Below are 15,378 nucleotides of genomic sequence, written 5' to 3'. Positions count from 1 at the left end.
TCCAGTTGCTTCTTAGCTTCCAGAGGATTCAGCTGTGTATAAGCGTAGCCGTATTCCTCAAGAAAGGCTCGAAGACGCCGAGAATAGACACCAGTAGCTTCAAATATAATCTCAGGGTTATGAACAGTTTTCAAGTCATTCAAAAGACGATTGAAGCCAATGGCGTCATTGAGCATAGTGTATCCATGAATCTTTTCACCGTTGACTAAAATTGCCACCTCAGAACTTGCCTTACTCACATCAATCCCAAATACTGTACGCATGATATTACCTCTTTTGTCTTGAATAATTCCGTGTTTTAGTGATTTTATTTTCAATACGCGACGTCTAGCGTCCCACATACTTTGATCAAATTCCACCTAAAACAGGTGTCTTTCCAGTTTGTCAAGCGACGTCTAGCGCCAAAGAGCCCTACGACTTTACAAGACACCTCTACTTTAACATAAAGAAAAAGTAGTGAGTACTCTCTCCCGTCGGAGATTTTCTCACTACTAATCTTAGTATGTTTGTCAACTGTAGTGGGTTGAATAAAAGCTAACATCTGGAGAGGACAATCGTTGTCCTCTCCATTTTTATATTCAGAGCGATGAAAATTCGTTTCTTAAAGTTGTCAAAGTTCCGGAAGCCAAATGCATTGCGTTTGATGAATTTAATGAGATTATTCGTTACTTCTAATTTGGCATTGGAGTAGGATAATTGAAGTGCGTTGACGATTTTCTCTTTATCCTTAAGAAATGTTTTAAAGACAGTCTGAAAAAGAGGATGAATCTTTTTTAGATTGTCCTCAATGAGTCCGAAAAATTTGTCAGGCTCTTTATTCTGAAAGTGAAAAATCAAGAGTTGATAGAGAGTATAGTGGTGTTTCAAGTCTTTTGAATAGCTCAAAAGCTTGCTTAGAATCTCTTTATTCGTTAAGTACATGCGAAAAGTAGGACGATAAAATCGCTTATCGCTGAGTTTACGACTATCCTGTTGAATGAGCTTCCAGTAGCGCTTGATAGCTTTGTATTCATGGGATTTTCTATCAAATTGATTCATGATTTGAACACGGACACGACTCATAGCACGGCTAAGATGTTGCACAATGTGAAAACGATCTAGAACGATTTTAGCATAAGGAAAAAGCTGTTTAGCCAAGTTATAGTAAGGACTAAACATATCCATAGTAATGATTTTCACCTGACAGCGAACGGCTCTATCGTAGCGCAGAAAGTGATTTCGGATGATAGTCTGGGTTCTACCTTCAAGCACGGTGATAATGTTGAGATTGTCAAAATCTTGTGCAATGAAACTCATCTTTCCCTTGGTAAAAGAATACTCGTCCCAAGACATAATCTCAGGAAGTCGGCTAAAGTCATGCTTAAAGTGAAAGTCATTTAACTTGCGAATGACAGTTGAAGTTGAAATGGCCAGCTGATGATCAATATCGGTCATAGAAGTCTTCTCAATCAACTTTTGCGCAATCTTTTGGTTGATAATACGAGGGATTTGATGATTTTTCTTGACGATAGAAGTCTCAGAGACCATCATTTTCGAGCACTGATAGCACTTGAAACGGCGTTTTCTAAGGAGGATTCTAGTAGGCATACCAGTCGTTTCGAGGTAAGGAATTTTCGACGGTTTTTGGAAGTCATATTTCTTCATTTGACTTCCGCAATCAGGACAAGATGGAGCCTCATAATCCAGTTTAGCGATGATTTCTTTGTGAGTATCCATATTGATGATATCTAGAATTTTGATGTTTGGGTCTTTGATATCGAGTAGTTTTGTGATAAAATGTAATTGTTCCATATGAATCTTTCTAATGAGTTGTTTAGTCGCTTTTCATTATAGGTCATATGGGACTTTTTTTCTACAACAAAATAGGCTCCATAATATCTATAGGGGATTTACCCACTACAAATATTATAGAGCCGATAATATGCGTTTTATCATAGACAGATCTATTTCATTTTCTACTATAGTTGATTGAAATAAGATATGAACAAAGAGGTTAGGAAAGTCAAAACAATGTCTAATAAATGTTTTAGAATCCATGACGTGCTACTCTAAGTTCAATCCACTATAAAATTAAGTTTTTGACTAGCCTCTGAATGATTACTGAAGATTAACCTTGTTTCTCAAGATGTAGTAGGTTCCGAGATAGAAAACTGCGATGAGGATTAGGTCTTTGAAGATTTCATAAGTAAGCATCATATTGTAATGGTTACCAAAATTTAAGAAGAGATCACTGAAACCAAGGACAACATGAATGACAATATAGGCTAAAACGGCAAGAGCTGTGCGGTATTCATTAAAGAGTTGTCCGATAGAGATTGCCAAGTAGATGCAAAGGATGCTTGCTACAGTGCTAAGGATGAATGAAATCAGAGATAAGCTGATACTGTCTAGGTACTGTTGGAACAAGTCTTTAAAAGCAAGGAAATCAACAGAATTAGGCTCAATGATCACAAGAATGATATAAATGCTCAGAACCAAGACTGCTGAACTGATCAGAGACCAAATGAAGGCTCCCAAGAGTTTGGCTAAGATAATCTGGTGTTCGGAAACTGGCAAGGTCAAAGTGAGATAACCTTGTCGGTCATAGACACTACCCTTGAAGCGACGGATGATCAAAATCAAGGTTGAAATCCCAAGCGTAATCATCAAGCCACCAAACACGAGTGCTAGAAAAATAAGTAGAATAGGTTGACTTTCTTTGATAGGTAGATTGTTATAGGTCTTTGCTTGAATTCCTATAAGAGCAGAAAGTGCCAACACAGCACCATAGAGGGCTAAATACCATTTGTTAACATTTTTAAATTCATAACGAACTAAATTCCAAAACATAATAATCTCCTTTATCTAGGCTTTGAATTCATGACGGAAGAGTTGGTCGATAGACTCTCCAGACTCATAGCGAATATCATCAACATTTCCTTGACGGACGACTTTTCCGTCCTTGAGGAAGACAATCTCATCCAAGATTGGTTCGATGTCTGAAATCAAGTGAGTTGAAATCAAGACAGTCGAAGTTGGAGAGTAGTTGTTGATGATGGTGTTCAAGATATAGTCACGAGCTGCTGGGTCGACACCACCGATTGGTTCATCAAGGACGTATAGACGAGCATCACGACTCATGACAAGGATCAACTGAACCTTTTCTTTGTTCCCTTTTGAGAGTTTCTTGAAACGGCTATTCTCATCGATGCCAAGGTCACGAAGGAGACCTTGAGCACGTTCCAGATTAAAATCTTGGTAGAAGGTCTTGAAATAAGTGAGAGCTTCCTTGACCTTCATCTGCTCGTTGAGGTAGGTCGTATCAGGAAGATAAGAAACAATTGCTTTAGTTGTTGGGCTTGGTTCCATGCCATTGATGAGGATACGCCCTTCCTCTGGCTGTAGCAAGCCGTTGATTAGTTTAATCAAGGTTGTCTTTCCAGAACCGTTTGGACCAAGGAGGCCAACGATTTTTCCAGCTGGAATTTCAAGGGAAACATTTGTAAGAGCAGGACTTGCTCCATAGGATTTTGACACATTTTCAAATGCTAACAAGGTCATAGTTTAAACTCCTTCAATATAATCTCTCAAAACAGTCGGTAGTTCTTCTTTTTCATAGCCGAATTCTACCATGCCTGTTACAAACTGTTGCAGCTGTTCTTCTGACAGTTGCTTACGGGATTGGAGGATCAAGTCCAAATCCTCTGTGACAAAGCGTCCAGATGTCCGCTTGGTATAGACAAAGCCTTCTCTCTCCAAGTCCGATAGGGCGCGCTGGATGGTGTTGGGATTGACCCCTGCCTCGCTTGCCAATTCTCTAACGGTTGGAAGCTGTTGATTGGGCTCAAGTTTATGGGAAATAATCTGCAATTTGATTTTCTCCATAATCTGCAAATAAATGGGTTTATTGTTATCAAATGTCCAAGACATCACGATCTCCTTTCTAATTACCTTTGTGTTAATTCAATAATACAACAAAACAAAAAACTTGTCAAGCCAAAAGGAGAATTATTTTGGGAATCTCTTAAAAAATGGTATAATGAAAAGAAAACGACAAGGAGGGAAAGGCATGCGTTGTCCAAAATGTGGCGCTACAAAATCAAGTGTGATCGATAGTCGCCAGGCTGAAGAAGGAAATACAATCAGAAGAAGACGTGAGTGTGAAGAGTGTCAGCATCGTTTTACAACCTATGAACGTGTTGAAGAGAGAACACTAGTTGTGGTCAAAAAAGATGGTACACGGGAACAATTTTCAAGAGATAAAATCTTTAACGGGATTATTCGTTCAGCCCAGAAACGTCCAGTGTCTAGTGATGAAATTGGCATGGTGGTCAATCGCATCGAACAAAAACTCCGTAGTCGCAATGAAAATGAAATTCAGAGTGAGGTTATTGGCTCCTTGGTTATGGAAGAGTTGGCAGAGTTAGATGAGATTACTTATGTACGTTTTGCCAGCGTTTACCGTAGCTTTAAGGATGTGAGTGAGCTTGAAAGCCTACTCCAGCAGATCACACAATCCTCTAAAAAGAAAAAGGAAAAATAAATGAAGCCAAATGACCGTTTTTCTTTTGTAAAGAATAATCGGGTGTCGCAAGATACCTCATCAATGGTGCAGTGCTACCTCCCGATTATCGGTCAGGAGGCGCTGAGCCTCTATCTTTATGCTGTGACTTTTTGGGATGGTGGTCAAAACGAACATCTCTTTGCAGCCATGCTTAATCATCTGAATTTCGGGATGGATACCCTTTTAAAGGCTTTTAAAACTCTGACAGCCATGAAATTGGTGACCCTCTATCAGCAGGGGGAGGCCTATAACTTGTTAGTCCATTCTCCCTTATCAACTCAAGAATTTTTACAACATACAGTTTATCGGACCTTATTAGAAAAAATGATTGGGGATAGTGCGGTTGCAGCTATGAGACAGGAAGGTGTTGAAGGGGAACCTATCTCGGTGTCCTTGAGTCAAATCTTTCCTCAGTTATCTGAGTCTGCGAGTCAAGAAACCTCTAGCAGTCAGCCAGCAGTAGATGATTTTGATTTGGAGCATTTCCGTCAGCTTATGGCTCGCGATGGTCTTCGTTTTCAAGATGAGACTTCGGATGTTTTGGCCTTGTTTGCAATAGCAGACGAGCAGAAGTGGACCTGGTTTGACACTTATCAAGTAGCCAAAGCGACAGCAGTGTCGCAAGTGATTTCTGTCAAACGCATCCGTGAAAAGATAGCGCAAAAGCCTGTGACTTCTGACTTTAGTCCCAAGGAAGCAACCATTATCCGAGAGGCTAAGAAAAAGACAGCCTTGCAGTTCCTTGCTGAAATCAAGCAGACTCGCAAGGGAAGTATTACCCAGACTGAACGGGACCTGCTCCAGCAGATGGCAGCCTTGGGTTTGCTGGATGAAGTGATCAATGTTATCTTGCTCCTGACCTTTAATAAGGTTGATTCAGCCAATATCAATGAAAAATACGCCATGAAGGTGGCTAATGACTACGCCTATCAAAATATTCGTAGTGCCGAGGAGGCTGTCCTCCGTATTCGTGAACGTGGCCAAAAAGCAAAAACGCAAAAGCAGAATCAGACTGCCCCAGTAAAAACCAATGTGCCTAAATGGAGCAATCCTGAATATAAGAATGAAACTAGCGAAGAAACTCGCTTAGAACTAGAACGTAAGAAAAAAGAAATGTTAGCTCGATTAGAAAAAGGAGGAGACTAGATGGAAAGTGTCGGAGACGTACTCAAGCGTCAACCAAGCAGATTTCAGTATCAGGATTTGGTCCAGCAAATTGTGAAAGACCCTGATGTTGCGGCCTTTATCCAGAAAGAATCTCTCAGTCAGGAGGAGTTAAACCGTAGTATTTCCAAGTTTAACCAATACATCACTGAGAGAGATAAGTTCCTCCGAGAAGATACAGACTATATCGCGCGTGGCTACAAGCCTATCCTAGTCATGAACCAAGGCTATGCAGATGTCTCTTATGAAGAAACTCCAGAGCTAATCGCGGCAGAAAAAGAAGCGGCGATTAAAAACCGTCTCAAGCTAATCAATCTTCCAGCTAGTCTTAAAAAAGCTAGCCTAGCTCAAGTTGATTTAGATGATTTGGGGCGCTTGTCCGTTTTTGAAAAGCTCCTAGCCTTTGTGGAGCAATATCCAGCTATTCGAAAAGGTCTGTACTTATATGGAGACTTTGGTGTGGGTAAAAGTTTCATGGTGGCTGCCCTAGCCCATGATTTGTCTGAAAAACGTGGTGTTTCATCAACTCTCCTCCACTATCCTAGTTTTGTCATCGATGTCAAGAATGCCATTGGTGATGGCAATGTCAAGACCTTGGTGGATGAGATTAAGCTGGCTGAAGTCTTGATTTTAGATGATATTGGTGCCGAGCAATCAACAGCTTGGGTGCGTGACGAGATCTTGCAGGTCATTCTCCAATATCGCATGCAGGAAGATTTACCGACCTTTTTCACCTCCAACTTCAACTTTGAAGATTTGGAGAAGCATTTCGCTAAAGGGAAAAACGGAAATGACGAAACCTGGGAAGCTAGACGCGTCATGGAACGCATTCGTTATTTAGCAGAGGAAACCAGACTTGAAGGAGAAAACCGCCGATGACAGAAACAATCAAATTAATGAAGGCTCATACTTCAGTGCGTAGATTTAAGGAGCAAGAGATTCCCCAAGAAGATTTAAATACCATTTTGTCTGCAGGACAAATGGCTTCTTCTTGGAAAAATTTCCAATCGTATTCTGTGATTGTAGTTAGAAGTCAAGAAAAGAAGGATGCCTTATTTGAGTTAGTTCCTCAAGAAGCGATTCGCCAGTCTGCAGCCTTTCTCCTCTTTGTCGGTGACCTAAACCGTGCAGAAAAAGGGGCTCGTCTCCATACGGATGTTTTCCAACCTCAAGGGGTGGAAGGACTCCTCATCACTTCAGTAGATGCTGCGCTTGCTGGGCAAAATACCTTGCTTGCGGCAGAAAGCCTAGGCTACGGTGGAGTGATTATCGGTTTGGTGCGTTACAAGTCTCTTGAATTAGCAGAATTGTTCAAGCTTCCTGACTATACCTATCCAGTCTTCGGGATTGCACTAGGTGTGCCAAATCAAAAGCATGATGTAAAACCAAGATTGCCACTAGAGAATGTTGTCTTTGAGGAAGAATACCAAGAACAGTCAACTGAAGCTATTGAAGCCTATGACCGTTTACAGACTGAATATGCAGGTGCGCGTGCGACTACAACTTGGAGTCAACGTTTGGCAGAGCAATTCGGCAATCCAGAACCAAGCTCGACTCGAGAAAATCTTGAGCAGAAGAAGTTATTGTAGAAAGTGAGAAAACATGGCCTTACCAACTGTTGCCATTGTGGGACGTCCCAATGTTGGGAAATCAACCCTATTTAACCGTATCGCGGGAGAACGCATCTCCATCGTAGAAGATGTTGAAGGTGTAACGCGAGATCGTATCTATGCCACAGGTGAGTGGCTTAACCGTTCTTTCAGTATGATTGATACTGGGGGGATTGATGATGTCGATGCGCCTTTCATGGAACAAATCAAGCACCAGGCAGAAATTGCCATGGAAGAAGCAGATGTTATCGTCTTTGTCGTGTCTGGTAAAGAAGGAATTACAGATGCGGACGAATACGTTGCCCGTAAACTTTATAAAACTCATAAACCAGTTATCCTAGCCGTTAACAAGGTTGACAACCCTGAGATGAGAAATGATATCTATGATTTCTATGCTCTAGGTTTGGGCGAACCACTACCGATTTCATCTGTGCACGGTATTGGGACAGGGGATGTGCTGGATGCTATTGTGGAAAATCTCCCACATGAAGTTGAAGAAGAAAATCCAGATGTTATTAAATTCAGCTTGATTGGACGTCCAAATGTCGGAAAATCTAGCTTGATTAATGCCATTTTGGGAGAAGACCGCGTCATTGCCAGCCCTGTCGCTGGTACTACTCGTGATGCTATTGACACTCATTTTACAGATGCGGATGGCCAAGAGTTTACCATGATTGATACTGCTGGTATGCGTAAATCTGGTAAAGTCTATGAAAATACTGAGAAATACTCTGTCATGCGTGCCATGCGTGCTATTGACCGTTCAGATGTAGTCTTGATGGTCCTCAATGCCGAAGAAGGCATCCGTGAGTATGACAAGCGTATCGCTGGATTTGCCCACGAAGCTGGTAAAGGTATGATTATCGTGGTCAATAAGTGGGATACTCTTGAAAAAGATAACCACACCATGAAAAACTGGGAGGAAGATATCCGTGAGCAGTTCCAATACCTGCCTTACGCACCGATTATCTTTGTTTCAGCTTTTACCAAGCAACGTCTCCACAAGTTGCCTGAGATGATTAAGCAAATCAGCGAGAGTCAAAATACCCGTATTCCATCAGCTGTCTTGAATGATGTGATTATGGATGCCATTGCCATCAATCCAACACCGACAGACAAAGGGAAACGCCTCAAGATTTTCTATGCGACGCAAGTGGCGACCAAACCACCGACCTTTGTTATCTTTGTGAATGAAGAAGAACTCATGCACTTCTCTTACTTGCGTTTCTTGGAAAATCAAATCCGCAAGGCCTTTGTCTTTGAAGGAACACCGATTCACCTGATCGCAAGAAAGCGAAAATAAAAAAGCAGAATCTGGAAGGACATTTCCAGATTTTTTGCTATAATAAAATAAGGAACGCGTTGGAGAGGTAAGGAGATGGAAAAACTATTAAAATTCTTGATTTTGGCACCCTACTTTTACTTTTTTCGTTGGCAAGGGAAGGTACAGCCAGGAAGTAAGTACTTTTCTGTCTTTTACTATTTTTATTGGTTTTATATGTCTCTAGCAGCCTTGTTTAGTCTAGTTTTCACTCTTTTTTCTCTAGTCTTATTTAACTTTATTTTACAAGAACCAAGGGATCTTGCTAGATGGGTGATTTGGCTACTTTTAGTCCTTTTATCCTTAGTCAATGACTGGAAAATCTATGCTTGTCTAAAATTTATGAATAAGCTGCGATTGGAAAAGAAGAAATCCAGTCTTCCTTGAAAGAAATAGGCAAGCTTGTACCTGAAAGAACACTAGCCTCGAAATAGGAATTTTAAGGGAACTAATCTTGATGGTTAGCCCTTTTTTCGTCCTAAGGGAAAACGGAATATTTCTTGAAAAAATTGGGCAAATATGCTACAATAAAAAGAACATTCTAAAATATTCAGAATTTAAAGTAAGGAAAAAAATGGCAAATTTACTAAAAACAATTATCGAAAATGATAAAGGAGAGATTCGTCGTCTGGAAAAGATGGCGGACAAAGTCCTAAAATATGAAGATGAAATGGCTGTGTTAACTGACGAGCAATTGCAAGCAAAAACAGAAGAATTCAAACAACGCTACCAAAATGGTGAGACTCTTGACCAACTTTTGTATGAGGCGTTTGCTGTTGTACGCGAGGGAGCTAAGCGTGTTCTTGGTCTTTTCCCGTATAAGGTTCAGGTTATGGGGGGAATCGTTCTTCACCATGGAGACGTTCCTGAGATGCGTACTGGTGAGGGGAAAACCTTGACAGCGACTATGCCTGTATACCTCAATGCTCTTTCAGGTAAAGGGGTTCACGTAGTTACGGTCAATGAATACCTTTCTGAACGTGACGCGACTGAGATGGGTGAGTTGTACTCATGGCTTGGCTTGTCAGTAGGGATCAACTTGGCAGCCAAATCTCCAATGGAGAAAAAAGAAGCCTATGAGTGTGATATCACTTACTCAACCAACTCAGAAATCGGATTTGACTACCTCCGTGATAACATGGTTGTCCGTGCGGAGAATATGGTTCAACGTCCGCTTAACTATGCCTTGGTCGATGAGGTAGACTCTATCTTGATTGACGAAGCTCGTACTCCTTTGATCGTTTCAGGAGCCAATGCAGTTGAAACCAGTCAACTCTACCATATGGCTGACCATTTTGTGAAGTCTTTGGATAAGGATGACTATATCATTGACATCCAGTCTAAGACTATTGGTCTATCAGATTCAGGTATTGACAAGGCCGAAAGCTACTTCAATCTAAGCAACCTCTACGATATTGAAAATGTTGCTCTGACTCACTTTATCGATAACGCCCTTCGTGCCAACTACATCATGCTTCTCGATATTGACTACGTGGTCAGCGAAGAGCAGGAAATCTTGATTGTCGACCAATTTACAGGTCGTACTATGGAAGGTCGTCGTTATTCTGATGGCTTGCACCAAGCGATTGAAGCTAAAGAAGGTGTGCCAATCCAAGATGAAACCAAGACTTCAGCTTCTATCACCTACCAAAACCTCTTCCGTATGTACAAGAAGTTGTCTGGTATGACAGGTACTGGTAAGACTGAGGAAGAAGAATTCCGCGAAATCTACAATATTCGTGTTATTCCTATCCCAACAAACCGTCCCGTTCAACGTATTGACCATCCAGACGTACTTTATGCTAGTCTTGAAGCTAAATTTAAGGCTGTTGTCGAAGATGTAAAAGCTCGCTACCAAAAAGGTCAACCAGTCTTGGTAGGTACTGTTGCAGTTGAAACTAGTGATTATATTTCTAAAAAATTAGTAGCTGCAGGTGTTCCTCACGAAGTATTGAATGCCAAGAACCACTACAAAGAAGCTCAAATCATCATGAACGCTGGTCAGCGTGGTGCAGTTACAATCGCGACCAACATGGCCGGTCGTGGTACCGACATCAAACTTGGTGAAGGTGTTCGTGAACTTGGTGGACTTTGTGTCATTGGTACAGAACGCCATGAAAGTCGTCGTATCGATAACCAGCTTCGTGGACGTTCAGGACGTCAAGGGGATCCAGGGGAATCTCAATTCTACCTTTCTCTTGAAGATGATTTGATGAAACGTTTCGGTTCAGAGCGCTTGAAGGGTGTTTTTGAACGTCTCAATATGTCAGACGAAGCAATCAAATCTCGTATGTTGACACGTCAGGTTGAAGCAGCACAAAAACGTGTTGAAGGAAACAACTACGACACACGTAAACAAGTCCTTCAATACGATGATGTCATGCGTGAGCAACGTGAGATTATCTACTCACAACGTTACGATGTTATCACTGCTGATCGTGACTTGGCTCCTGAGATTCATGCGATGATGAAACGAACCATTAATCGTGTTGTTGATAATCATGCGCGTGCTAAACAAAATGAAAAACTAGAAGCTATCTTGAATTTTGCAAGATACAACTTGCTTCCAGAAGATTCAATTTCACTTTCAGACCTAGAAGGTTTGTCAGACCAAGCGATCAAAGATGAACTAAACCAACGTGCCTTGAAAGTCTACGATAGCCAAGTTGCTAAGCTTCGTGATGAGGAAGCCGTCAAAGAATTCCAAAAAGTCTTGATCCTACGTGTTGTAGATAACAAGTGGACAGACCATATCGATGCTCTTGATCAGTTGCGTAATGCTGTTGGCCTCCGTGGTTATGCTCAGAATAACCCAGTCGTTGAGTATCAAGCAGAAGGTTTCCGTATGTTTAATGATATGATTGGTTCCATTGAGTTTGATGTGACTCGTTTGATGATGAAAGCACAAATTCATGAACAAGAGCGTCCACAAGCAGAGCGTCATATCAGTACGACAGCTACTCGTAATATCGCTGCGCAACAGGCTGAGCTTCCTGCAGATTTGGATCTTAGCCAAGTTAAGCGTAATGACTTGTGTCCATGTGGTTCTGGTAAGAAATTTAAAAATTGTCACGGTAAACGACGTTAAGAATGACTAATTTTCAGGCGGATGCCTAGTGAAAAGTGAATTTTCGCTTGGCGTCCGTTTGCTTTATAAGGAGGATGAATCATGGTATTTACAGCCAAAAGCCCTAAAATTAATATTGAAGAAGTTCGTAGTTTGTCTAAATTAGAAGGACAAGCACTTGCCAATAAACAACAACGCGATCAAGAACTTGAAGCGATTATTCGTGGTGAAGATAAACGCATTTTGTTAGTGATTGGTCCGTGTTCATCTGACAATGAAGAAGCAGTTCTTGAGTATGCCAAGCGTTTGGCAAAATTACAAGAAGAAGTCAAAGACCGTGTCTTTATGGTGATGCGCGTCTACACTGCTAAACCACGTACTAATGGTGATGGCTATAAGGGCTTGATTCACCAACCAAATGCCAAAGAAGCGCCGAGCCTTATCAATGGGATCAAGGCGGTTCGTCATTTGCACTATCGTGTCATTTCTGAAACAGGAATGACCACAGCGGATGAGATGCTGTATCCAGAGAACCTTCCTTTGGTAGATGATTTGATTTCTTATATGGCAGTTGGAGCTCGTTCGGTTGAAGACCAACAACACCGTTTTGTAGCTAGTGGAGCAGATTTTGCGACAGGTTTTAAAAATCCAACGTCTGGAAATCTCAATGTCATGTTCAACGGTATTTATGCAGCGCAAAACAAACAAAGTTTCCTTTTCCTAGGGAAAGAAGTTGAAACGACTGGAAATCTTCTATCCCATGCCATTCTCCGTGGTGCCCTTAACGAATACGGAAAAAATATTCCTAACTACTACTATGATAATTTGATGGATACTATTGCCCAGTATGAAAAGATGGGCCTTGAAAATCCATTTATCATCATTGATACTAACCATGATAACTCAGGCAAGCAGTATATGGATCAGATTCGCATCGTTCGTCAGACCTTGATTAACCGTGACTGGAATGAAAAGATTAAAAAATATGTTCGTGGCTTCATGATTGAGTCTTATCTAGAAGACGGTCGTCAAAATGAACAAGAGGTCTTTGGAAAATCTATCACCGATCCATGTCTAGGATGGGAAAATACTGAAGCTCTTGTTCGCGAAATCTACCAAAGACTAGGAGAATAATATGGCATTTATTGAAAAAGGTCAAGAAATAGATATTGAAGCGATTAAGGCGGAAACACAGCTGTCTGCAGAAGCCTTGCAACATAAGGAAAGCCGAGACCAAGAACTGGCAGATATCCTTTCAGGAAAGGATAACCGAATCTTGTTGGTCATTGGACCTTGTTCGTCTGACAATGAAGAAGCAGTTCTTGAGTATGCTCGTCGTTTAGCAGACTTGCAGAAGAAAGTTGCGGATAAGATTTTCATGGTCATGCGTGTTTACACAGCTAAGCCACGTACCAATGGAGATGGCTACAAGGGTTTGGTTCATCAGCCAGATACTTCTAAAGCACCAAGTTTGATTAATGGTTTGCAGGCTGTTCGTCAGCTTCATTATCGTGTTATTACAGAAACTGGATTAACCACAGCGGATGAAATGCTTTATCCATCCAATCTAGTCTTGGTTGATGACTTGGTGAGCTACCATGCAGTGGGTGCGCGTTCAGTAGAAGATCAGGAACATCGTTTTGTAGCTTCAGGGATTGATGCACCAGTGGGGATGAAAAATCCAACCTCTGGAAATCTGTCTGTTATGTTTAATGCCATCTATGCTGCACAAAACAAGCAAACATTTCTTTACCATGGACAAGAAGTTGAGACTTCAGGTAATCCCCTAGCTCACGTTATCCTTCGTGGAGCTATGAATGAGTATGGGAAAAATGAACCAAACTTCTACTATGAAACTCTTTTAAATGCTATCGGGCGTTACGAGTCTATGGGGCTTGAAAATCCTTTTATCATGATTGATACCAACCATGATAATTCAGGGAAGCAATATATGGAGCAAGTTCGAATTGTTCGCCAAGCTCTGCTCAACCGTGACTGGAATGAAAAGATTAAGAAAACAGTTCGAGGTTTCATGATTGAATCCTACTTAGCAGATGGTCGACAAAATCAACCAGAAATCTTTGGTTGCTCTATTACAGACCCATGTCTAGGATGGGAAAATACAGTAGCCTTGGTAGAAGAAATCTATACTACCTTAACAAAATAAGTGAAAAGGATGGAGTTGGGGGTATCTCAACTCCTTTTGACGAAAATGATAGTTGGACACGGAATTGATATCGAAGCATTAGCTTCTATACAAAATGCAGTTGAAAAGAGAAAAGGTTTTGCCCAGCGTGTCTTGACAGACAAGGAAATGGAGCGCTTTGCCAGTCTCAAAGGTCGTAGGCAGATCGAGTATTTGGCTGGGCGTTGGTCAGCAAAAGAGGCTTTCTCAAAGGCTATGGGAACGGGAATTGGGAAATTAGGTTTTCAGGACTTGGAAGTTTTGAACAATGAAAGAGGGGCTCCCTACTTCAGCAAATCCCCGTTTTCAGGAAAAGTTTGGCTATCGATTAGCCATACAGATCAGTTTGTGACAGCTAGTGTTATTTTGGAGGAAGATTATGAAAACTAGTCCACATAGACCAACCAAGGCCCTCATCGATCTGGGTGCTATCCGCTACAATATCCAACAAATGGGTGCGCATATTCCCAAAGATACCCTAAAATGGGCGGTTGTGAAAGCCAATGCCTACGGACACGGAGCGGTAGCTGTTGCTACGGCTATCCAGGATGATGTCGATGGTTTTTGCGTTTCTAATATCGATGAAGCCCTCGAGCTTCGTCAAACAGGAATTTCTAAGAAGATTCTCATTTTGGGAGTATCTGAGGTTGAATCTCTTTCATTGGCCAAGGACTTTGATATTACCTTGACAGTGGCAGGATTGGAATGGATTGAGAATCTCCTTGCTACTGAGTCAGACTTAGCTGGTTTAACAGTCCATCTTAAAATTGATTCAGGTATGGGTCGAATTGGTTTTAGAAGTGCAAGCGAGGCAGCACAAGCTCAAACTTTACTCAAGGAATATGGAGCAAATGTTGAGGGAATCTTTACGCACTTTGCAACTGCTGATGAAGAGTCGGATAGTTACTTTAATCAACAGTTAGAATGCTTTAAGGGAATCCTAGCAGACTTGCAAGAAGTACCAGAACTAGTCCATGCGAGTAACTCCGCAACGACTCTATGGCATGCAGAAACGATTTTCAATGCGGTTCGCATGGGAGATTCCATGTATGGCCTCAATCCAAGCGGACAGGTTTTAGAATTGCCTTATGAACTAAAACCAGCCCTGACCTTGGAAACAGCTATTGTCTATGTCAAAACAGTAGTGGCTGGGGCTTGCATGGGATATGGAGCGACCTATCAGGCAGACAATGAGCAAGTCATTGCTACTTTGCCAATCGGTTATGCGGATGGTTGGACACGAGATATGCAGAATTTCTCAGTTCTGGTGGATGGACAATTGTGCCCTATCGTAGGGCGGGTATCTATGGACCAGATCACGGTTCGTTTGCCTAAGCTGTATCCCTTGGGAACAAAAGTTATCTTGATTGGTGCAGACGGTGATCAAGAAATTACTGCAACAGATGTTGCGGTTTACCGAGGAACCATCAATTATGAGGTAGTTTGTCTCCTCAGTGATCGAATTCCGAGAGAATATCATTAAGAAAC

Annotated in this window: 15 protein-coding genes; 10 read left to right on the top strand and 5 right to left on the bottom strand. The window is 41.5% G+C overall.

Annotated features, from left to right (window positions below):
- From O3658_RS06155 to O3658_RS06135, 5 genes are all read right to left on the bottom strand, one after another.
- The coding region (locus O3658_RS06155) for a transposase (RefSeq protein ID WP_371560071.1) at positions 1–263 on the bottom strand (263 nt) is incomplete at its 3' end.
- Positions 264–534: 271 nt separating this feature from the next.
- A complete protein-coding gene (locus O3658_RS06150; RefSeq protein WP_371560070.1) occupies positions 535–1,791 on the bottom strand; it encodes an ISL3 family transposase in 1,257 nt (418 codons plus the stop codon).
- A gap of 306 nt (positions 1,792–2,097) precedes the next feature.
- The gene (locus O3658_RS06145) at positions 2,098–2,829 is read right to left on the bottom strand and encodes a hypothetical protein (protein ID WP_311522948.1); all 732 of its coding nucleotides are present in this window, start codon (positions 2,827–2,829) and stop codon (positions 2,098–2,100) included.
- Between the two features lie 15 nt (positions 2,830–2,844).
- Positions 2,845–3,540, bottom strand: coding sequence for an ABC transporter ATP-binding protein (locus O3658_RS06140; RefSeq protein ID WP_311522947.1), 696 nt, complete (start codon positions 3,538–3,540; stop codon positions 2,845–2,847).
- Positions 3,541–3,543: 3 nt separating this feature from the next.
- Complete coding sequence (locus tag O3658_RS06135; RefSeq protein ID WP_000119157.1) at positions 3,544–3,909, bottom strand: GntR family transcriptional regulator; 366 nt, start codon at positions 3,907–3,909, stop codon at positions 3,544–3,546.
- A gap of 139 nt (positions 3,910–4,048) precedes the next feature.
- Here O3658_RS06135 and nrdR point away from each other — a divergent pair, with 139 nt between their 5' ends.
- The 10 genes from nrdR to alr all read left to right on the top strand — a co-directional run bounded on the left by nrdR (position 4,049) and on the right by alr (position 15,373).
- A complete protein-coding gene (gene nrdR, locus O3658_RS06130; protein ID WP_001203674.1) occupies positions 4,049–4,522 on the top strand; it encodes a transcriptional regulator NrdR in 474 nt (157 codons plus the stop codon).
- A complete protein-coding gene (locus tag O3658_RS06125; protein WP_371560066.1) occupies positions 4,523–5,689 on the top strand; it encodes a DnaD domain protein in 1,167 nt (388 codons plus the stop codon).
- Entirely contained in the window at positions 5,690–6,586 is an 897-nt protein-coding gene (dnaI, locus tag O3658_RS06120) for a primosomal protein DnaI (protein ID WP_371560064.1), read from the top strand. It begins immediately after the preceding gene.
- Positions 6,583–7,296 (top strand): NADPH-dependent oxidoreductase, encoded by a 714-nt coding sequence (locus O3658_RS06115; RefSeq protein WP_371560062.1) that lies wholly within the window; start codon positions 6,583–6,585, stop codon positions 7,294–7,296. The genes dnaI and O3658_RS06115 overlap by 4 nt, the downstream gene beginning before the upstream one ends.
- A 13-nt stretch (positions 7,297–7,309) precedes the next feature.
- Complete coding sequence (gene der, locus O3658_RS06110; protein WP_371560060.1) at positions 7,310–8,620, top strand: ribosome biogenesis GTPase Der; 1,311 nt, start codon at positions 7,310–7,312, stop codon at positions 8,618–8,620.
- 592 nt (positions 8,621–9,212) lie between these two features.
- Positions 9,213–11,726: a preprotein translocase subunit SecA gene (gene secA, locus O3658_RS06105; RefSeq protein ID WP_371560058.1), complete on the top strand. Its 2,514-nt coding sequence runs from the start codon at positions 9,213–9,215 to the stop codon at positions 11,724–11,726.
- An 81-nt stretch (positions 11,727–11,807) separates the two neighbouring features.
- Positions 11,808–12,839, top strand: a complete 1,032-nt coding sequence (locus tag O3658_RS06100; RefSeq protein ID WP_371560056.1) for a 3-deoxy-7-phosphoheptulonate synthase — start codon at positions 11,808–11,810, stop codon at positions 12,837–12,839.
- Position 12,840: 1 nt separating this feature from the next.
- Positions 12,841–13,872 carry a 3-deoxy-7-phosphoheptulonate synthase gene (locus O3658_RS06095; protein ID WP_371560054.1) on the top strand — a complete coding sequence of 344 codons (1,032 nt, stop codon included), beginning with the start codon at positions 12,841–12,843 and terminating at the stop codon, positions 13,870–13,872.
- 45 nt (positions 13,873–13,917) lie between these two features.
- Positions 13,918–14,280, top strand: a complete 363-nt coding sequence (acpS, locus tag O3658_RS06090) for a holo-ACP synthase (RefSeq protein ID WP_371560073.1) — start codon at positions 13,918–13,920, stop codon at positions 14,278–14,280.
- Entirely contained in the window at positions 14,270–15,373 is a 1,104-nt protein-coding gene (alr, locus tag O3658_RS06085) for an alanine racemase (protein ID WP_371560052.1), read from the top strand. Before acpS ends, alr begins: the two co-directional genes overlap by 11 nt.
- The last annotated feature ends 5 nt before the right edge of the window (positions 15,374–15,378 follow it).

This window comes from Streptococcus sp. 27098_8_69 (genome assembly GCF_041432445.1).
Lineage (GTDB): Bacteria > Bacillota > Bacilli > Lactobacillales > Streptococcaceae > Streptococcus.
This window is presented reverse-complemented; position numbering and strand designations above follow the sequence as displayed.